The sequence below is a fragment of the Nitrospira sp. CMX1 genome (genome assembly GCF_054902215.1).
This window is the reverse complement of record NZ_JBUBKD010000040.1, coordinates 17,227-35,818: the sequence shown is the minus strand read 5'-3', so window position 1 is coordinate 35,818 and position 18,592 is coordinate 17,227. Positions and strand designations below refer to the sequence as shown.

Annotated in this window: 17 protein-coding genes; 16 read left to right on the top strand and 1 reads right to left on the bottom strand. The window is 54.3% G+C overall.

Annotation, left to right across the window (positions count from 1 at the left end; translation table 11 throughout):
- The first annotated feature begins 230 nt into the window (after positions 1 to 230).
- From ACYX34_RS09890 to ACYX34_RS09835, 12 genes are all read left to right on the top strand, one after another.
- Positions 231 to 1,382, top strand: coding sequence for a glycosyltransferase family 4 protein (locus ACYX34_RS09890; protein ID WP_462076392.1), 1,152 nt, complete (start codon positions 231 to 233; stop codon positions 1,380 to 1,382).
- Between the two features lie 68 nt (positions 1,383 to 1,450).
- Complete coding sequence (asnB, locus tag ACYX34_RS09885; RefSeq protein WP_462076391.1) at positions 1,451 to 3,424, top strand: asparagine synthase (glutamine-hydrolyzing); 1,974 nt, start codon at positions 1,451 to 1,453, stop codon at positions 3,422 to 3,424.
- Between the two features lie 66 nt (positions 3,425 to 3,490).
- Positions 3,491 to 4,756, top strand: coding sequence for a glycosyltransferase family 4 protein (locus tag ACYX34_RS09880; protein WP_462076390.1), 1,266 nt, complete (start codon positions 3,491 to 3,493; stop codon positions 4,754 to 4,756).
- Between the two features lie 59 nt (positions 4,757 to 4,815).
- Entirely contained in the window at positions 4,816 to 5,478 is a 663-nt protein-coding gene (locus ACYX34_RS09875) for a sugar transferase (protein ID WP_462076389.1), read from the top strand.
- 37 nt (positions 5,479 to 5,515) lie between these two features.
- Positions 5,516 to 6,145: an acetyltransferase gene (locus ACYX34_RS09870; RefSeq protein WP_462076388.1), complete on the top strand. Its 630-nt coding sequence runs from the start codon at positions 5,516 to 5,518 to the stop codon at positions 6,143 to 6,145.
- A gap of 81 nt (positions 6,146 to 6,226) precedes the next feature.
- Positions 6,227 to 7,102, top strand: a complete 876-nt coding sequence (locus tag ACYX34_RS09865) for a phytanoyl-CoA dioxygenase family protein (RefSeq protein ID WP_462076387.1) — start codon at positions 6,227 to 6,229, stop codon at positions 7,100 to 7,102.
- 31 nt (positions 7,103 to 7,133) lie between these two features.
- On the top strand, positions 7,134 to 8,216 hold the full coding sequence (locus ACYX34_RS09860; RefSeq protein ID WP_462076386.1) for a GNAT family N-acetyltransferase: 1,083 nt from the start codon (positions 7,134 to 7,136) through the stop codon (positions 8,214 to 8,216).
- Between the two features lie 15 nt (positions 8,217 to 8,231).
- A complete protein-coding gene (locus ACYX34_RS09855) occupies positions 8,232 to 8,543 on the top strand; it encodes a hypothetical protein (RefSeq protein ID WP_462076385.1) in 312 nt (103 codons plus the stop codon).
- A 133-nt stretch (positions 8,544 to 8,676) separates the two neighbouring features.
- Complete coding sequence (locus tag ACYX34_RS09850; protein ID WP_462076384.1) at positions 8,677 to 9,792, top strand: DegT/DnrJ/EryC1/StrS family aminotransferase; 1,116 nt, start codon at positions 8,677 to 8,679, stop codon at positions 9,790 to 9,792.
- A 42-nt stretch (positions 9,793 to 9,834) separates the two neighbouring features.
- Complete coding sequence (locus ACYX34_RS09845) at positions 9,835 to 10,485, top strand: YdcF family protein (RefSeq protein WP_462076383.1); 651 nt, start codon at positions 9,835 to 9,837, stop codon at positions 10,483 to 10,485.
- Positions 10,486 to 10,591: 106 nt separating this feature from the next.
- Positions 10,592 to 12,511, top strand: coding sequence for a polysaccharide biosynthesis protein (locus tag ACYX34_RS09840; RefSeq protein ID WP_462076382.1), 1,920 nt, complete (start codon positions 10,592 to 10,594; stop codon positions 12,509 to 12,511).
- A gap of 214 nt (positions 12,512 to 12,725) precedes the next feature.
- A complete protein-coding gene (locus ACYX34_RS09835; RefSeq protein WP_462076381.1) occupies positions 12,726 to 13,613 on the top strand; it encodes an SLBB domain-containing protein in 888 nt (295 codons plus the stop codon).
- A gap of 380 nt (positions 13,614 to 13,993) precedes the next feature.
- Here ACYX34_RS09835 and ACYX34_RS09830 read toward each other — a convergent pair whose 3' ends face one another.
- Entirely contained in the window at positions 13,994 to 14,311 is a 318-nt protein-coding gene (locus ACYX34_RS09830) for a YajD family HNH nuclease (protein ID WP_462076380.1), read from the bottom strand.
- A 345-nt stretch (positions 14,312 to 14,656) separates the two neighbouring features.
- Between ACYX34_RS09830 and ACYX34_RS09825 the strand changes: the two genes are divergently transcribed.
- From ACYX34_RS09825 to ACYX34_RS09810, 4 genes are all read left to right on the top strand, one after another.
- Positions 14,657 to 15,073, top strand: coding sequence for a DUF4398 domain-containing protein (locus tag ACYX34_RS09825; RefSeq protein WP_462076379.1), 417 nt, complete (start codon positions 14,657 to 14,659; stop codon positions 15,071 to 15,073).
- The gene (locus tag ACYX34_RS09820; RefSeq protein ID WP_462076378.1) at positions 15,070 to 16,344 is read left to right on the top strand and encodes an OmpA family protein; all 1,275 of its coding nucleotides are present in this window, start codon (positions 15,070 to 15,072) and stop codon (positions 16,342 to 16,344) included. Before ACYX34_RS09825 ends, ACYX34_RS09820 begins: the two co-directional genes overlap by 4 nt.
- Positions 16,250 to 16,693, top strand: coding sequence for a DUF2934 domain-containing protein (locus ACYX34_RS09815; protein WP_462076377.1), 444 nt, complete (start codon positions 16,250 to 16,252; stop codon positions 16,691 to 16,693). Before ACYX34_RS09820 ends, ACYX34_RS09815 begins: the two co-directional genes overlap by 95 nt.
- A gap of 904 nt (positions 16,694 to 17,597) precedes the next feature.
- Positions 17,598 to 18,218, top strand: coding sequence for a hypothetical protein (locus ACYX34_RS09810; protein WP_462076376.1), 621 nt, complete (start codon positions 17,598 to 17,600; stop codon positions 18,216 to 18,218).
- Positions 18,219 to 18,592 lie beyond the last annotated feature (374 nt).

Sequence of the window (18,592 nt, the reverse complement as noted above, 5' to 3'; positions counted from 1 at the left end):
GATGTGTCTTCTGCGATTCCTGAGGATCAACGGCTTCTTTCATATCTGACGCAGCTCTCGGTGTACCCACTGTGTGGTTTCATGACCGCACGTGAACAAACTTGAACATGAAGGTCGCAAGGTATGGGCCGGCTTGGCCTCGACCGAATGGTCTAGTTTGCATTTTTTTCAGTCTGGCCGCCTAGCCTCTCAGTTCAACAACGTACGGTACTGTAACAGTGGAAGGACCTATGCTCCCGAAACGGATTCTGTTTCTCACGACGGGCCTCTATGCTGGAGGGGCTGAGCTCATGCTCCTTCGGTTGCTCTCACACTTAGACCGGCAACGCTTTCAGCCTTCGGTCATTTCACTGCTTCGACTCGGACCGGTCGGTGCGAAGATTCAGCAGTTGGGAATTCCTGTTCGATCACTCGGAATGGAACCTGGCATACCCAATTTGGCTTCCCTCTGGCGTCTCGTATCCTGGCTCCGTCGAAATCGCCCGCATGTGATGCAGACCTGGATGTACCACGCAGACCTACTCGGTGGCGTGGCCGCTTGGCTGGCAGGGCACATTCCGATCGTGTGGGGAGTCAGGCATAGCGATCCGTTCACTCAAGGTTATGGTCCGCTTACGGTCCCCACGGTCAAGCTGTGTGCTCGATTGTCCCGCTGGATCCCCGAACGGATAGTCTGTTGTTCGGAGGCCTCCCGTCAGGCCCATGTTGCCGTCGGCTATACGGCTGACAAGATGTTGGTAATTCCCAATGGGGTCGACTTGACAGCATTGAAACCCGATCCTACGGCACGCGACTTGATTCGACAGAACCTATCGATTCCCAGCGAGGCTCCTGTAATCGGTTTGGTGGGACGCTTCCACCCGCAGAAAGACCATAAGAATTTTGTGCGTGCAGCCAAACTCCTCGTCTCCATGAGACCCTCCGTCCATTTTGTGCTTTGCGGCCAGGATGTGACCTGGGACAACCGAGAACTCAGTACCTGGATTGACGAGGCCGGGATTCGTGCCAATTGTCACCTGCTCGGACGGCGTGAGGATGTTCCACAACTGATGGCCTCGTTCGACTTAGCCACGTCGTCATCCTGCTTCGGTGAAAGCTTTGCCAATGTGGTCAGCGAAGCCATGAGTTGTGAGGTTCCCTGTGTTGTGACGGATGTCGGTGACTCGGCTCATATTGTAGGGCCAACCGGCATCGTGGTTCCTCCTCACGATGCACCGGCGTTGGCACAAGCCTGGGAACGTATGCTCGATCTTGGTCGGGAGCAGCTGCTTCAGACAGGGCTGCGGGCACGTCAACGGGTTCAGAGTCATTTCAACCTCCCCGCAATTGTTGAGCGCTACCAAACGATGTTTGATGAACTGACAATCTCACCTGTCGCCTAAGGTTGGAGTGATGAAGGCGTTGGACATCGCTCTCTGATTTCTGCATTGCATGGAGTAACGCATACGTCATGTGTGGTATCGCTGGGTGTTTTGAGACGAAGCCTCGGAGTACAGGAGAGGAGTTGGCAGCCACAGCTATAGCTATGGCCGCCGCCCTGCACCATCGAGGACCGGACGATTCGGGAGTATGGGCCGATCCAACTGCCGGCATTGTCTTAGCTCATCGCCGCCTATCTATTCTGGATTTGTCACCCCTCGGCCACCAGCCCATGCATTCGTCTTGCGGTCGGTATGTGGTGTCGTTCAATGGCGAGATTTACAACTTTCGTGCACTACGCCGAGAACTTGAGTTATGTGGGCACCGGTTCAGGGGGCACTCAGATACCGAGGTTCTGCTCGCTGCCGTGACCGAATTTGGCATCCTCTCTGCCATACGGCGCCTCAACGGCATGTTTGCGTTCGGGCTGTGGGATCGGCGAGAGCGACAGCTCTATCTGGTACGCGATCGGCTGGGAGAAAAACCACTGTATTACGGGTATCTTGGTCGCACGTTGATCTTTGCGTCTGAACTGAAGGCGCTTCGCACCCATCCTGAATTTGACTGCGGCCTCAATCGGAATGCATTGGCACTCTATCTGAGGCATAACTACATTCCGGCGCCCTTTTCCATCTATGAAGGTCTGTCCAAGGTGTTGCCTGGCACTATTGTACGCATCTCTTCAGCGGACGCTGATCGAATTCCCACGGTGACGCAGTACTGGTCTGTCGATATGGCAGCTGAGCGTGGGTTGGTCTCTCCCTTTCACGGAACTGAGGAGGATGCTGTCGGACAACTTGATACGCTCCTTCGTGATGCCGTCAAACATCGTATGGAGGCAGACGTCCCCCTGGGTGCGTTTTTGTCCGGGGGGATTGATTCTTCACTGATTGTCTCACTGATGCAAGATCAGAGTGCCAGTCCGGTGCGGACTTTTACCATCGGTTTCCACGAGGCTCAATACAACGAGGCGACGTACGCGAAGGTCGTGGCACAGCACCTTGGAACCGACCACACGGAGTTATATGTGACTCCGCAAGAAGCCATGGCTGTGATCCCACGTCTGCCGGAGATGTATGACGAGCCTTTTTCAGATATGTCCCAGATTCCAACGTTTATCGTCTCTCAATTGGCTCGCAAGGATGTGACGGTAGTGCTCACCGGCGACGGAGGCGATGAGTTGTTTGGCGGCTATGACCGGTACGTTGTGGGGGCTGAGTTATGGCGGAAGATCCGTCGCATGCCCGCCCCGATACGAACCCTCTTCGCCGATGGCATTCAAGCCGTTTCACCGCAACGATGGAATCGATTGATCGCACCGATCGACCACCTGCTATCGAACAGTACCTGGCAGCGCAATCCGGGAGAAAAGCTTCATTGCATCGCGCGCGTGCTCAACGCAGGTGCCCCGGAATCTCTGTATCTGGAAATGGTGTCTCATTGGAAACAGCCGGCCGAAGTTGTTCCAGGCGCTCAGGAGCCCTTGACCGCAGTGACTGATTTCCGTCGGCATCTCCCGGTCGCTGAATTTGAGCGACGCATGATGTATATCGATAGTCAGTCCTATCTTCCAGATGGCATTTTGGTGAAGGTTGACAGAGCCAGCATGGCGATCGGTTTGGAAGCACGGGTCCCACTCCTTGATCATCGGTTGGTGGAGTTTTCCTGGCAGATTCCATTGGCGTGGAATGTTCGGCAGGGAACGGGAAAGCGGCTCTTACGAAACCTGCTCAGAAAATACGTTCCCCCAGCCATGACCGAACGCCCCAAGGTGGGGTTTGGGGTGCCTGTGCATATGTGGTTACGCGGCCCGCTTCGGGAGTGGGCCGAGAATCTGCTTGACGAGAAACGCCTAAAAGACGACGGCTTCCTCGACCCATCGCAAGTCAGGATGAAATGGGATGAACATCAACGAGGTGCCGGCCGATGGGAGTTTCTCCTCTGGGACGTGTTGATGTTTCAGGCCTGGATGGAACACAACCGCTGTTCTGTCAATGGGCGATAGTCAGCCACGTGCAGCGCTTCGAAACGACTCTCTTCACCGCCGTTCACCCAACAGGCTGAAACACTGATGGCTAACGTTCCTATCATATTGATTCACGTGACCACTGTTCCGCTGTCCCTCCGCTTTGTGGCTGGACAGGCAGCCTATATGAGAACCAAGGGTTTCGAAAGCCATGCCGTCTCATCTCCTGGAGCGCCCTTGACACAGTTTGCCACAGACGAGGCGGTTACCGTTCATGCGGTGTCCATGGCTCGACGCATCACTCCGTTCCGTGATCTGGCAGTGCTTTTCCAACTCTGGAAGTTGTTTCGCAACCTTCGTCCGCACATCGTTCATGCGCACACACCGAAAGGCGGTTTGTTGGGGATGATCGCAGCGCGATTCGCTCGCGTTCCTGTGCGGATCTATCACATGCATGGTCTTCCGTTTATCACGGCAACCGGCCTCACACGACGGATCCTCATGGCCACGGAGACGGTCTCCTGTCGGATGGCTTCGCAGGTTCTCTGTGTCAGTCGGTCGGTCCGATCTATGGCCGTCGACCTGCAACTGTCTCCGGCAGAGAAAATTCATGTCCTTTTGCAAGGGAGCTGTAACGGCATTGATGCTGAGACCGAGTTCAATCCTGATCGGCAGCACGCCTTCATACGGGACGACGTTCGGCAACGGTATGGTATTCCGTCTGATGCCACTGTGGTTGGATTCGTTGGTCGCCTGGCCCGTGCGAAGGGACTTGTCGAATTAGGTGCTGCGTGGCAAATGTTGAAGAAGGAGCATTCGGACCTGCACCTGCTGCTGATTGGACCAGATGAGCCAGGCGATCCGCCTCCGCCAGGGGTGCTTGAGCGGCTGCGCGACGATCCGCGTGTACATCTCGTGGGAGAAAATTGGGATACGCCCCCGCTCTACAGCGCGATGGACATTCTGGTATTACCCACTCACCGAGAAGGATTTCCAATCGTACTGTTGGAAGCTGCGGCCATGGCCTTGCCCATCGTCGCAACGCGCGTAACCGGCTGTCTGGACGCTGTCCAGGATGGGATAACAGGCACGCTTGTATCGGCTTATGATCCGCAAGCACTCGCCGCGGGCCTCCTGCGTTACGTAGATGATCCCGCACTGCGCCGACGGCATGGGTCGGCCGCCCGCGCATGGGTACTGCGCGATTTTTCGAGTGCCGCCATGCACGAGACGATTTACCGCAAATATGTCAGTTGGTTGGCAGAGGAGGGGGTGGTGAACGTGAGCTCCGATCGGCCCCTGTCGGATGAAGCCAATGACCAGATCTCTAGCCAGAAGGAACCTGAGGCACTGAGCCATGGCAGATTCTAGATGGCCCCGGCCTTTCACGGGCACGACATGCATGATGCAATGCGAGGATTGATCAGGTTATGACTCATACCACCGATTCTTCCAAAACGACGATCGCGCAGCTCTTCCCTGGGAAGCGTGCTTTCGACGTGATTGTGACCTGTAGTCTTCTTCCGTTCCTCCTTCCTCTCGTCGGGATCGTCGCACTGGTGACGTGGGTCGCCCATGGTTGGCCGTTGGTATTCACACAGACGCGTCCCGGGCTTCACGGTCAACCCTTTATTTTGTATAAATTCCGTACGATGACCAATGCCCGCGGATCCGATGGACGGCTCTTGCCCGATACCGATCGACTCACACGATTCGGCAAGCTGATGCGCAGCACCAGCCTGGATGAACTTCCTGAATTCTTCAACGTGTTGAAAGGTGAGATGAGTCTCGTCGGCCCGCGGCCCCTCCTCATGGAATACCTCGCACGGTATAGCCCTGAGCAGCACCGTCGCCACCTCGTTCCTCCCGGCCTGACAGGCTGGGCCCAGGTGAATGGAAGAAATACCGCCGACTGGCAGCAACGGTTTCTTCTCGACCTATGGTATGTTGATCATCGCTCGCTCTGGCTGGATTGTAAGATCATTGTGATGACGCCCTGGAAAGTCCTCAAGCGAGAGGGGATCTTGCAACCGGACGATCCATCCTGGGAAGGCAAATTTAAGGGTGCTCATTCGGAGCGGCCCATTCGATAACAGACTGGATACCACGTATCCTGCCTCAGAAGATCCCATGAAACACAAAGAGGATTTGATTCTGATCGGCGGCGGTGGACATTGTCGCTCCTGCATCGATGTCATCGAGATGGATGGCCGTTTTACGATTCGCGGCATCGTCGACGAAAAACAATCTAAAGACCTGATGGTAACAGACTACCCGCTACTTGGTCGGGAAGAAGATCTTTGTGAGCTGGCAAAATCCTGCCAAAACTTCCTGATCACGATTGGACAGATTAAGTCTCCCGAACCGCGCATTCGGCTGTTTGATCACCTCAAGCAGCTTGGTATGGTTCTCCCCATCATCATCTCTCCTTTGGCTCATGTTTCACGCCAAGCCATGCTTGCGGAGGGGACTATTGTCATGCACTATGCGCTTGTCAATGCCGGGGCCTCTGTTGGACGAAATTGCATCATTAATACGAGAGCGCTGATCGAGCACGACGCCGTCATCGAAGACCATTGCCACATCGCGACGGCGGCCATTGTGAACGGTGCAGCTAAGGTTCACCAGCGTTCGTTTGTTGGCAGCAATGCCGTTCTGCGAGAGTTGATCACGGTAGGGGAACGGTCCATTGTGGGCGCTGGGGTGACAGTCCTTCATAGCCTTGACGCCTATTCACATCTCAGTAGTCCGGTGCTCTGAGCAAACCTGCAGGTCTTCCTCCATCGCGTCTACGCCGATCTATCTGGCTGGTCTGTAGCGTTCTTTATAGTTGGTGCCATCATGATCTTGACACAAGAACAGGAAGCGTTGCTTCCTTCGAGGGACGATGTGGCGTTCTACCGTGAACACGGGTGGTATCGATCGCCTCAAATCCTACCGGACGCCGTGCTGGACGCCGCCTTCATCGGGGTCTCACGGCATTTTGACGGAGAGCGTGATTGGATACTTCCACCCAACAGTGGTTTCTCGGATTGGAAGCCGGGGGATCCCAACACCGTACGGAATGCGGAAGTGGTTGCACTGCAGAACCAACAGTTGCGTGAGTTGATCATGTATCCGCTACTTGGCGCGATAGCCGCACGACTGGCCGGCACCCATGCCATCCGCTATTTTGCCGACTCGTTGGTCTATAAGCCTGGCAACTTGGATGGGAATGAGTCTGTCGTTGGGTGGCATACCGATCGTTCTTATTGGGGGACATGTTCATCCGATAACATGCTGACGGTATGGATTCCATTTCAGGATTGCACCGAAGAGATGGGACCCGTGCTGTATGTTGACCGAAGCCATCATTGGCCTGGTACGGCCGACATGCGCACGTTCAATTGCCGTGATCTCAGCGAGTTGGAAGAACGCCTATCCTCCGAGGCTCCGGTAGTCAAAGTCCCCATGACATTGCGTCGGGGGGAGGTCTGCTTTCATCACTGTCGTACGATCCATTGCAGCGGACCAAACCGGAGTGACCAGCCGCGTGTCGCCTATGCCATTCACATGCAAGATGAGGCCAATCGATTTCGATTGTTTTTCAATGCAAAGGGCGAGCCTTGGAAGATCTACAACGATGATTTAGCGTGTAAGCAGAAAGACGGTCTGCCTGACTATCGGGATCCACAGGTCTTTCCGCAACTATGGGCTGAGACAGTTTCGCCGCGTTAACCAGACTGCAACTCACCCAATGGATGTCCCTATGTTATCTGTACCAGCATCCCCCTCCACCCTACATGTGTTGGACGCCTCGAGTCCGACAGACCGATCCGCATGGCTCCAGATATGGCACCGCTGGCCGAATCGCGAAGTCTGGGCACATCCCGACTATGTCTCGTTGTTCGGACGACCAGGTGACCGCGCACTCTGTGTCGCACTGGAAGATTCATTCGGTGGCATTCTCTTTCCGCTGCTCCTTCGCCCTCTCGAATCCGAGCCATGGGTCAAAGAGAGCAACGCCTGGTGTGATCTCATATCACCATATGGTTTTGGAGGTCCATTTGGATGGGGGAGCCCGGATGTGACGACATTTTGGGATCGTTTCGACCAATGGGCGGATACTCTGAATGTTGTGTCGCTTTTTACCAGACTCCCGCTGTTTGAGGATCAGGCCATTCCCTTCAAGGGTGAGGTCATCACCAAAGGCCCCTCCGTGGTCATTCCCTTGGAGGAGGGGGAACCATCCATTTTAAAGAACTACGCAAAGTCGGTGCGCGAAGTTCTCAGACGGTCGGTTCGGAAAGGGGTGTCGGTCGTCGTGGATCCACAAGGTGATCGCCTGGAAGAGTTCTTGGCGGTCTACTATTCCACGATGGAGCGTCGCACGGCGTCCTCCAATTATTTTTTTCCGCAGATGCTCTTTACGGCATTGATGAAACGTCTCTCAACGCATACCGTCTTTTTTCATGCGCTCCACGAGAATCATGTCGTTTCGACTGAGCTGCAACTTGTTTCACAGAGCCATACGTATGCCTTTCTTGGGGGTACAACCGAGGAAGGGTTGTCGTGTGGAGCCAACACGGCACTCCGTCACCAGACGAATGTGTGGGGGAGTGAACAGGGGAAGCGATACATGGTGTTTGGCGGAAGTCATCAGGAAAACGACGGTCTCCTTAGCTATAAAAAACGATTTGCTCCCCATAGTGTGAAGACGTTCAAGGTTGGCACTCGAATCCTTAATCCCGACCAATACATGAGGCTCATCGAACAACGCCGAGTTTGGGCTGTGGGACAGGGGCAACAGTGGGTTCCAGTCGAGGGATTTTTCCCTGCCTATCGAAGCTAGACCAAAGGTGGAGGTGTGAGCAGCGAGACCCGCATCATTCGACCGGCAACCCCGGAGCACAGTCATTCCATCGCGATGCTCATGCGTGAGGGCGTGAGCGATGTGTGCGTCGAATTACGATCATGGGAAGTTTATACCTCAGACTCGTCCGGTTGCTCCGTCGCTGAAGGAGCTGCTCACCATCCGTTGACCAAGTTAGCAACTAGGAATAGTGACGAACGAATCCTCTATGAAGGAGTTGAGAAGGGAGACTTGTCATCGAACAGCAAGTACACCCGGCTGACGAGCGGCAGCAGCATCGTGATATCAATCTGGACCTGCATGTGAGTCTTTCGTAGTCTCATCAAAAGCAGCCTCGTTCCGCGACTCGTTCTCGCTGATGCATTCGTCGGTCCGCACACATTTCTCGGTTATCCCAACACCCCATACCCCTGGGCTATCACGTCGAAGGAGGAAGACTATGCAGCTCAATATTATCCGCCCCACGCTTCCATCAATGAGCGACATCATGCAGCTCGTTGAGCCGAGCTGGGATGCCGGAACCGTCACACTTGGTCCTATTGTCAGGGGCCTTGAAGAAGAGGTATGCCAGCGGACCGGCGCGCGACATTGCGTGGCGTTGTCGAACTGTACGGCTGGACTGATGATGATTCCCGAAGCGCTGGGGTTTCAGCCGGGGCAGGAAGTCATCGTGCCGTCGTTTACCTTCGCGGCGACAGCGCAGGCCTTGTTATGGAACGGGCTCATTCCGGTGTTCTGCGACTGTTTGCCAGATACGTGTACCATCGATCCTGCCGATGTGGAGCGGAATCTGTCCGCAAAAACGGTGGCGATCTGCGGAGTGTCCATCTTCGGATTGCCACCCGATACTGAGGCGTTGCTCGCGCTGGGCCAGCGGAAAGGGTTGCCCGTCTATTTCGACAGTGCACAAGGGCTGGGCGCGACCTATCAGGGCTGGCCGCTTGGAGGATTCGGCGCCTGTGAAGTATTTTCAATGAGTCCGACAAAAGTCGTGACGTCGGTTGAAGGCGGACTGTTCACGACGAATGATCATGCCCTCGCGGAGCGAATGCGTTCTCTGCGCGACTATGGGAAAGATCCTACGAAAGGGGAAGAAATGCATCATCTGGGCCTGTCTGCCCGGATGAGCGAGTTGCACGCAGCCGTCGGGCTGCTCTCCCTGCGCATGATGGACGAACTCGTAAAGGCGCGCAAGGAACTTATCGGGATCTATCGTGATCGGTTGGGTACGCTCCCCGGCTGTTGGGTCCAAAAGTTTCCGTCAGATCGGTCAACCAGCGGGAACTATTTTGTGTTGTTTATCACGGACCGAGCCAAATTAAGTCGTAATGAAGTCTACGAGGCGTTGAAGATGGTGGGAATCCAGACAAAGCGATACTTTTATCCGCCGGTTCATGAACACGCCTTGTTTCAACGTGTTCCCAAGCGTGTCAGCTCGAATCTGCAGCGCACCAGCGAGATCAGCCGGCAAGCTCTCGCGTTGCCGTTGTATTCACACACCACTTTGGAGGAAATCAATCACGTTTGTTTACAGGTCGAGCGGTTGCTTGGTTAGGATGATCGATCGCGAATATCCAAGAGTGCGGGCTAAAGACGCATGACTCCTGTATGGAGGAGATTGTTCAGAGACAGATGGGTGTTGTTGGCGACGGTCCTATTGCCGTTCGTAGGACTTCTTGGACTCTATGGAATGAACTGGCTCATCTTTCACCCAGAATTCGTGACGGTGTTCCATCCTCATCCGTTGTTTGAGCGACCACAACCAGCCGACGCGATCGTCGCCTTAGCAAAAGATGTCGAACGTGATCGATATGCGGCGTTGTTGGCCGAGCAGGGGTTAGCCCCCCGCATCCTCTCCACCTTGGTCGATGCGACATGCCTTCGCGAACGAGGAGTGCGTGAGCTGTGTGCAACCGGCGTGCGCAATACCGTTGATGAAGCCTTAATGATTCGTCGTATACTCGCCCGGGAAAGAATGGATCGCGTGATGGTTGTGACATCTCGCGACCATGTGATGAGAGCCGCGGCAATCTTCACTCTCGTCTTTCTCGGTACTGGCCTAGAGGCGAACGTCGTTGCTACGCCGCTCAGTGCGTCACCCAGAGTGCCATCCGTTCGAGAAATCTGGTCATTTCTTCCCAGCTTGGGAGGCGCCGTACTCGGGCGATTTGTTCCTGAACTGTACGAATGGTTCCTGCAATACGGCCAAGAGTTTCATCATGGCCGTTCCCACTCTCATGCAGGGTGACGGCATGACCTCCATCGGTAGTTGCGTGCTGTAGCGCCTTTACAATCACAGAGACAATCTTGCAAAACAACCTTGGCGTTCTCCCGTTCTCTTACCAACTATGACTATGGCTATCATGACATTCTTACGTCGGTTCAGTTTGCCTGCCCTTGTCACCATTGACTTGGGATTCATCGCCCTGGCCAATTATCTGGCTTTTTGGCTCAGGTTTGACGGAATGATTCCAGGTTGGGCCATGAGTCTGTTCATACAATGCCTACCGTTAGTTCTGGTCATCCGTCTGCTGATCTTTTTCCCATTCCGGCTCTATCAAGGCATGTGGAAGCACACGAGCCTCTGGGATCTCAAGAACATTATCGTCTCCTCGATCGTGGGAACGGCCGTGATGTATGTTGCGATCAGGTGGGGTATTGGCCTCGAGAGTTATCCTCAATCCATCTACATGCTGGACACAGTGCTTCTCATCGTTCTCTTGGGGGGAGTGCGTCTCAGTTGGCGATATTACCGGGAGTGTGGAGGTTCCAAACGCCAAACGCGTGTTGTCATCTACGGGGCCGGCCATGCAGGTGCGAGCCTCGTCAGGTCGCTGAAAGAGAGTTCGGCCGTCAAATACGAACCTGTCGGATTTATCGATGATGATCCTGGAAAAATCGGACGCCGCATTCACGGCGTGCGGGTTCTGGGGGGCCGCAAGGATTTATGCCGAATTATAGCGGACGTCGTTCCCGACGTCGTCTTGCTCGCGATACCAACTGCCAACCCTAAGCTTATTCGTGATCTCGTGAAACTGTTCGAGCCTCACAAAGTGAGAATCCAGATCGTGCCGGGTCTCAGAAATATCGTTGAGGGGCAGGTCGAGATTACACGGATTCGGAATTTGGCACTTGAGGACCTCCTAGAGCGAACTCCCATTGGACTGGACGTTACCCCGCTGTGCCGGCTCATTAAGGGGAAACCGATTATGGTCACAGGGGCTGGCGGTTCAATCGGATCGGAGCTGTGCCGGCAGATCGTCAGGTTTAAGCCGAGCCTCTTGGTACTGTTCGAACGGTACGAAAACAGCTTGTTCGCCATTCATAACGAACTGGCTGACGGTGCGTGCGCCATACCGGTATTTCCAGTTGTGGGAGACGTTGGAGACGATGTTCGCGTAGAGAGGGTCTTGCAAACCTTCAAGCCTGCCATCATCTTTCACGCCGCGGCGCACAAGCATGTGCCGTTGATGGAGGCGAGCCCGTGTGAAGCGGTGAAAAACAATGTGCGCGGGACTCGAGTTGTCGCCCAGGCGGCGGCCCGTTGTGGGGTTGAACAATTCATCATGATCTCAACTGATAAAGCGGTGAATCCAACCAGCATCATGGGGGTGACCAAGCGGGTGGCTGAGCTTGTCGTACAAAGTTTGGTGGAACATGGTCAAACGAGATTTACGACTGTTCGATTTGGCAATGTGCTGGGCAGCAATGGGAGCGTGGTGCCGCGTTTTCTTGATCAGATTAAGGCGGGTGGACCAGTGACGGTCACGCACCCTGAGATTCGACGATATTTCATGATGATTCCGGAAGCGGTTCAGCTGGTCTTACATGCCGCCGCGATCGGTGAGCCTGGTGCGATTTATGTGTTGGATATGGGGGAACAGATCAAGATTGTCGACTTGGCACGGAATCTCATTCGCCTCACGGGCTTGACCCCAGATGTAGACATTGTGATCTCGTTCGTAGGGCTTCGGTCTGGTGAAAAGCTGTCTGAGGAGTTGGTTGGGTCGGAGGAGACTGTCGAACGATCGACTTTGAGCAGAATCTTCACAGTCAAATCGAACCGTAGCCGAACTCCCTACGCGCTGATGCCGCGTGTGGCTATGCTCGAGCAAAGCGCCGCTCGGCATGAAACCGATCATGTCATAGACCTGCTTCATGAGTTGGTGCCAAGCTTCCAACACACAGAGCCCTGCGGGAGCCGGCAGGCCGACCATGACTTGTCAGACATGGAAAATCCACTGGTGGGCGTGAAGAGTCGTGCCATAAAATGAAAGACTGCATCATCGCGATCAGAACGGTGTCGAGGAAGCTATCATGACGGCGCTCATGACCCCTGCCATCCTGGTTGTTCTCAATAAGCAAGGAAGCCGGGGAAGTCTGAGTGGGCTGGGTTTGACGGGAACCTTCACAGTGGGCACAATATCCCTCCGATAGTGTGATCTGGCGCCAGGACACTGCGGTGTTTCGGAATGTAGGGAGCAAGCGATGAAATTCCTCAACAATGACTCATTCTGGCCAAGTTGGCTATGGTACGCACTGGGGATCAGTCTGCGAATTCAGTACCGGGATGAAGAGAAAGATCAATCTAATGGTCATGCGATCATGAGTTATACCGGGTTTTCAGTGATCGGCCTTTCGGTCGTCGCAATGGCTCTGTTGGGGACATTCACGATTGCCTACGCTGAACGTCAAGAGGCGTACCGATTGGGTCCCAATGATGTGATTCAGGTGCAAGTCTTCGGAGAGGACGATCTCTCCGTGGAACGTACGGTAGATGGCAATGGCACGATCACCTTCCCGCTGCTCGGCACCCTGTCCGTGGGAGGTCGAACGGTCCAAGACTTTCAGGACGAGCTGACGGCTCACCTTCGCGCAGGCTACATCCGGAATCCGAAAGTGACCGTATTCATCGTGCGACACCGTAACTTCTTTGTGAATGGGGAAGTCAGAAAACCAGGGGGCTTTGAATACAGAGAGGGGATGACCGTCCAAAAAGCTCTCGCCCTTGCGGAAGGCTTCACTGAAAAGGCCGATCGGAGTGAGGTGAAGATTACCCGTCAACAGGGAGGCAGTACTCATACTATCCTTGTGGCGCTCGATGAGTTGGTTCTGCCCAATGATTTGATCGTGGTGGCACAAGCCTCAAAGCTCTATGTGAATGGAGAAGTCAGGCGTCCTGGCGACTACATGTACGAAAGAGGCTTGACTGTACACAAGGCCATTACAATGGCCGGGGGATTTACGGAGAAAGCAGCGGAGAGTCGGACGAAGGTGCTACGAGTCATCAACGGGCAGGAAGTCACGATTTCCGTCAAGCTCGACGATCTCATCCATCCGAACGACATCATTGTCGTCCCACAACGGTTCTTTTGAGTGTCACGTCTCTCGGTATTGTCGACAGTTCGCAAGTCTGTACAGACGGGGATACTTGGGGGATCTGCGAGTGTCTGCCGATAGGTTTCTGGTGAATGCCCGGTACGGCCATCGGGCTCGACTGACTCCTCTTCACACGATCACCCCTGTAGGAATCTCTCTGTGTCTGAGCGTGCGCACCTTCCCTCCTTAATAAAGTGGTCAAATAAAGGGGTCGGATACCTTATACTCCAGGGCTAGTATGTCCACCCTGTCTCAAGATTGTGTAAAGAGGTGAAACGAGCATGGAGAATGAAGAATTCGGAAAGCCCTTAAGACGAGCACACAAGGCCTGTAGGGCGTGACGCAGATGTGACCCCCCAGAAATTGGATAGAGATCATCACAACTGTCTACGGCTGATGAGCTTGGCGAGTTGGTCGAAGGGTGTGAAGGGGCGTTCTGGTTCACGGTTCGACGAAGAGTCGTTCGACTCGCTACCTATGTGCTCACGCTGATGCTCGTTGTCATGACAGTAGAGGCAGAGCAACTCCCAGTTGCTGCCGTCTGGGGGATTGTTCTGATGGTTGTGGTCCTTGTGATGGACCGTGAGCTGGTTCAGCTTCTTGCCGTCAAATTCTCGTCCGCAGTGCGCACAGATCCAGGGGAGTAATTTCAAGGCGCGTGCTCGGTAGGGGGGCTCGTAGTGGCTCCGCACCATGCGTACCTTCCATCATAGATGGCGGTTGGTTACAGAGGCATTGTACACCACACCGCTTCTTCTCGGTTATCTGGCTCGCTGTACCCATCATCTCCTAGTTCGAAGAACGAGTCCTGAGCCTAGGGGTTTGTCTAGCTGCGGTCGAGTCTGAATTACGGTACTTAGTGATTAGAAATGACATCCTCGGCAAGGTGCGTTAGCCAATCAGTGGAGTGGGATGGCTCACGCATTTTGCGCAAGCAGAGACTCGTGACCATATTGGGGTGTCACTGTAGCCACCTACTATTTTCAGAAAGGTATCAGGGGAACGGAGGACAATGTGCAGATGCTGAAAGGGGAGTTCCGATGAGGATTGTCATAGGGTCGACTCTGGCAATTGGTCTATTGTACATCGTCGTCGGCTGTGCCTTGAGCGGCCCGCCGGTTCCGCAAACACAACTGACAGAAACTGAAGCAATTATCCGGAGCGCTGAATCAGCAGGAGCTTTTGATCATGCTCCTGTTCTCCTTCAAAAAGCGAGGCAGGCGCTTGGTGCAGCCCAACGGGCAGCGGGCAAGGGTGATCACTCGGCGGCCCGCCAATATCTTCTTGAAACGACGACCTACGCCGAAGCTGCGCGAGCTCGGGCCCAAGCCGAACAGCAGAAAAAAGAGGCTGCCATGGTCCGTCAGCAGGCGGACGAGCTTGAGGTCAAAGCCGAAGCGGTACAGAAACAATTGCAGGTTCCACCATCTGGCGTTGAGACGGAGTCTGATAAATGAAGAACCGAGAAAAAAACAACGACAGCGTGCAATATCACCTTTGGACTGTCAGTAGTCTTGTCTGGGGTGTCTTGACTCTAGCCGCTTGTGCGGTCCCAGCACCACCGAGCGAGCTTGTGGAAGCACGACTCGCCCTCCAAGACGCGAAGTCCGCACATGCGGATAAACGTGCGACGCGCAGTTACGATACGGCTGCGGAGAACTTGGACATTGCCAACAAGTCTTGGGAGAAAGAGCATGACGCGTCAGCCATTGTTCATCAGGCACGGTTGGCCGAAGGAGAAGCGAGAAAAGCTCAGTATATAGCAGAAGCGCAGACAGCGGAGGAAAACCTCCGTCGTGAAACGGACAGAAAGACACGCAATGCCATTGCTCTGCGCGACGCCGAGATTATGATGCTCAGAAAGAAAGGGCAGGAGGAGGAACTGGAACGGATGACGGCCCTTGCGAGAGCCCAAGAAAGGGCTCTATTGGATGCTCAAGAAAAACAGGCTGCTGAAAGAGCCCGAGCTGAGCGTGAGATTACGCGACTGCGCGAGGGGCAGGAACAATTTGCGGCGCAAGCGGCTGAACGTGCCGCTGCGGAGAATGAGGCTGCCCGCCTGCGCGAAGAGCAGGAGAACCGCGCGGCACTGGCGGCTGAGCAGGCTCGAGCAGAACAGGCGGAGCGGGAAGTCGCTCGGCTCCGCGAGCAACAAGAGATACAGACGGCGCAAGCGGCTGAACGTGCCGCTGCGGAGAAAGAAGCTGCCCGTCTGCGCGAAGAGCAGGAGAAGCGCGCGGCGCTGGCGGCTGAGCAGGCTCGAGCAGAACAGGCAGAGCGTGAAGTTATGAAGCTGCGTGCCGAGCATGACAAAACACGCGCGGAATTGACTGCCACATTGTCACGCCTGACCAAGGTGCGTGAGGAAGCCCGTGGGGTTGTCATCACCTTGCCGGGGAACATTTATTTCAACGTCAACCAGGCTGATGTCAAGCCGGCAATGCAAATGCAGGTAGCCAAAATCGCGAAGACACTGGCTGCCGTGCCGGATCAATATCTTCTTATTGAGGGCCATACCGATTCGGATGGATCAAGTGAGTCCAATTTAAAACTTTCTGAATCGCGTGCTCGATCTGTTCAAAAGATTCTACTTGTCGGAGGGATCATGGCAGAACGGATGGAGATCAGAGGGTATGGAGAGAGCAACCCTATTGCGGACAACAGCACATCCGCTGGCAAAGCCCAAAATCGACGGGTTGAGATTGTGCTTGTACCGACGAGGCGGTGAGTACTTGGTGACAATGGATTTCACGGGGAGGACAACCATGTCACGTGTGAGTGCGAACGACATGAATCGGAAGCCCAAGATCTCGGGGAATCGTGAGCCAAGAGCGACAAGCAGAGTCGAGGAAAGTGCTTTCGTTGAGACACCCTCAATCACTCATTCATTATTGGAGCAAGAACAAGTACCCCAGATTCACAGATCTGAGGCCCAAGTTCTCGAGTCGCAGGACGATCTACATCAGAGAATCGCGGAAAGAGCCTTTCTGCTCTATGAAGCAAACGGCTTCAAAAATGGCTACGACGTGGAGCATTGGCTGGAGGCTGAGCGGCAGATACATGCCACGAGGGCGTGACAACTAAATACAGTAGGCCATCGCCTCATCTTCGACGGACGCTTTCAAGGGGGTGAGTAGCTCTATCCCATATGAGCGTCTATGAGCTATTCAGGCGGCAGGGGCTGTAGAAGGAGACACCAATGAGACATGAGAAAATGCATATAGCAGAGACTCCATTCTTGACGGATGTGAAGACACTCAGACAACGCGCTGCGAAAGCAGATCGAGGAAGGAGCCCTTCTCAAGGGAGGAGACTGATTATCAACCCTCAGCGATCAGCGAGTGAGTTGACAAGTCTGGCACAGCAGGAGAGGACTGTCACAATCTTGCCCTGTTGTGGTGTTCGGTCCCTGCGAATATATGAAATCCGCTGTTGCGGGATATCTAACCATTGATCACATTGATGAGTGCGACCGGCATCTGTCCCGTCTGCTGATTGATTGATCGGATTTCAAACAATATGAACCAGCCGTCCCATCCAGCTTGTCCAACCCGTGAAGCTAGGGTTTTGTCGAGTACATGGCAACTGGAGAACACGCTACTCTTTATAGGAGAAATTCAAAAATGTAGAAGCAGTAGCGATGGATCAAGACGTTCACGTGAACGTCACGCGCACTACGTATTCGGCGAAAGGGTAATCCACATGACCAACCTGAGCTGCATATTACCTCCAGCGTCCCGCTCTCTGATTATGTGTTCACCTGACCAAAAGCTATCACCGTCAATGGTAGCCGTGCTCTGTATTGTTTTGATTCTTTCGGGGTGTGTGGGAGCTCAATCAGCGAGGAGTCCTGAAGTCAGCACAGCTCAACCACTTCCGGCATTGAAGCATGCTCCAACTTCACGGAGTACATCTCAACTACTTCCTGGAGATCGGATAGTATTTGGTACCGCCAAAGCGATCTCAGGTAACCAAATCAAGGTGGAGTACGCCGACTCACTCCAACCCCGTTACCTGCCGCTCTCTGTGGCAGAGGCGAAGGGAATGGAGCTCAAGCCTGGAGACTCGGTCATGATGGTCTTCAATGAGCAACAGGTGCTTGTCGATTTTCATCCTTGGGGACACAAGGATTCACACCACACCGTTATGGCGGGTCATGTTGCGGAGCAGATGAAGGTTGGTCAGGAACGAGTTGTGGTGAGAGCGGATGATGGAGAGACTACTACCCACCCGGTAAGCCCGCTGATTCGGAGTAAACTAGCATCCATGCCTATCGGAGCTCCGGCCGTATTTCTGGTAGACGAGACCGATCATATTGTGGATGTTACCTTCGGGGACTCCGTGTCCTTGGAACATATGAAGCATGAATATCGACAGATCTCCAACCCCAAGGCGCCGCATGACCGCATTAACGGTACCGTCGTGGAAGTCATGGCCGATGGACACATCATGATCAAGACGACGGACGGAGAACAACAGGTGTACTCTGTACGGCCCTATGCCGCGAAGGAACTGGCCTTGGTACAGGCGGGTGATGCCATCACATTGCTGATTGATTCCAGTCAACAGGTGCTCGACATCGCGAGGCTCAACAAGCGGTGAGAGAGCCGTTAAGTCAATCGGACAGCGGGCGCTCCAACGAGTCTCGCAGAATGGAGTCGGAGAGCTGCTCAATATTGCCGGCTGTGGGATGGGGTATCGCTCTATGTTCCATCTGGCAGCCGATTCAGCTCCGGTGAATGTGTATCGAGATATGGACCATCTACCGCCCCAGGAAGAACCGATCGCCTACCGGTTCCCTTATCCAACAAGGAAGCGGTTCAGCTTTATTACCGATCGAATAGACCAACTTCGGTCAAAAGTGCAGCCGAGACCAAGAATCAATACATGCTAACTCATTACAGCTCGTGCTCGCCTCTGGATGGGTCATTCTGAATCACCGAAGGCAATCTGTTTCTTGAAGGAACGTGCAGCAG

What these genes read in the sequence shown, in the direction of transcription:
- ACYX34_RS09860 (WP_462076386.1), top strand. Translation starts at nt 7,134, where the DNA reads ATGTTATCTGTACCAGCATCCCCCTCCACCCTACATGTGTTGGACGCC.
- ACYX34_RS09870 (WP_462076388.1), top strand. Translation starts at nt 5,516, where the DNA reads ATGAAACACAAAGAGGATTTGATTCTGATCGGCGGCGGTGGACATTGT.
- ACYX34_RS09840 (WP_462076382.1), top strand. Translation starts at nt 10,592, where the DNA reads ATGGCTATCATGACATTCTTACGTCGGTTCAGTTTGCCTGCCCTTGTC.
- asnB (WP_462076391.1), top strand. Translation starts at nt 1,451, where the DNA reads ATGTGTGGTATCGCTGGGTGTTTTGAGACGAAGCCTCGGAGTACAGGA.
- ACYX34_RS09890 (WP_462076392.1), top strand. Translation starts at nt 231, where the DNA reads ATGCTCCCGAAACGGATTCTGTTTCTCACGACGGGCCTCTATGCTGGA.
- ACYX34_RS09830 (WP_462076380.1), bottom strand. Translation starts at nt 14,311, where the DNA reads ATGGTGCGGAGCCACTACGAGCCCCCCTACCGAGCACGCGCCTTGAAA.
- ACYX34_RS09820 (WP_462076378.1), top strand. Translation starts at nt 15,070, where the DNA reads ATGAAGAACCGAGAAAAAAACAACGACAGCGTGCAATATCACCTTTGG.
- ACYX34_RS09875 (WP_462076389.1), top strand. Translation starts at nt 4,816, where the DNA reads ATGACTCATACCACCGATTCTTCCAAAACGACGATCGCGCAGCTCTTC.
- ACYX34_RS09850 (WP_462076384.1), top strand. Translation starts at nt 8,677, where the DNA reads ATGCAGCTCAATATTATCCGCCCCACGCTTCCATCAATGAGCGACATC.
- ACYX34_RS09815 (WP_462076377.1), top strand. Translation starts at nt 16,250, where the DNA reads ATGGAGAGAGCAACCCTATTGCGGACAACAGCACATCCGCTGGCAAAG.
- ACYX34_RS09880 (WP_462076390.1), top strand. Translation starts at nt 3,491, where the DNA reads ATGGCTAACGTTCCTATCATATTGATTCACGTGACCACTGTTCCGCTG.
- ACYX34_RS09825 (WP_462076379.1), top strand. Translation starts at nt 14,657, where the DNA reads ATGAGGATTGTCATAGGGTCGACTCTGGCAATTGGTCTATTGTACATC.
- ACYX34_RS09835 (WP_462076381.1), top strand. Translation starts at nt 12,726, where the DNA reads ATGAAATTCCTCAACAATGACTCATTCTGGCCAAGTTGGCTATGGTAC.
- ACYX34_RS09845 (WP_462076383.1), top strand. Translation starts at nt 9,835, where the DNA reads ATGACTCCTGTATGGAGGAGATTGTTCAGAGACAGATGGGTGTTGTTG.
- ACYX34_RS09865 (WP_462076387.1), top strand. Translation starts at nt 6,227, where the DNA reads ATGATCTTGACACAAGAACAGGAAGCGTTGCTTCCTTCGAGGGACGAT.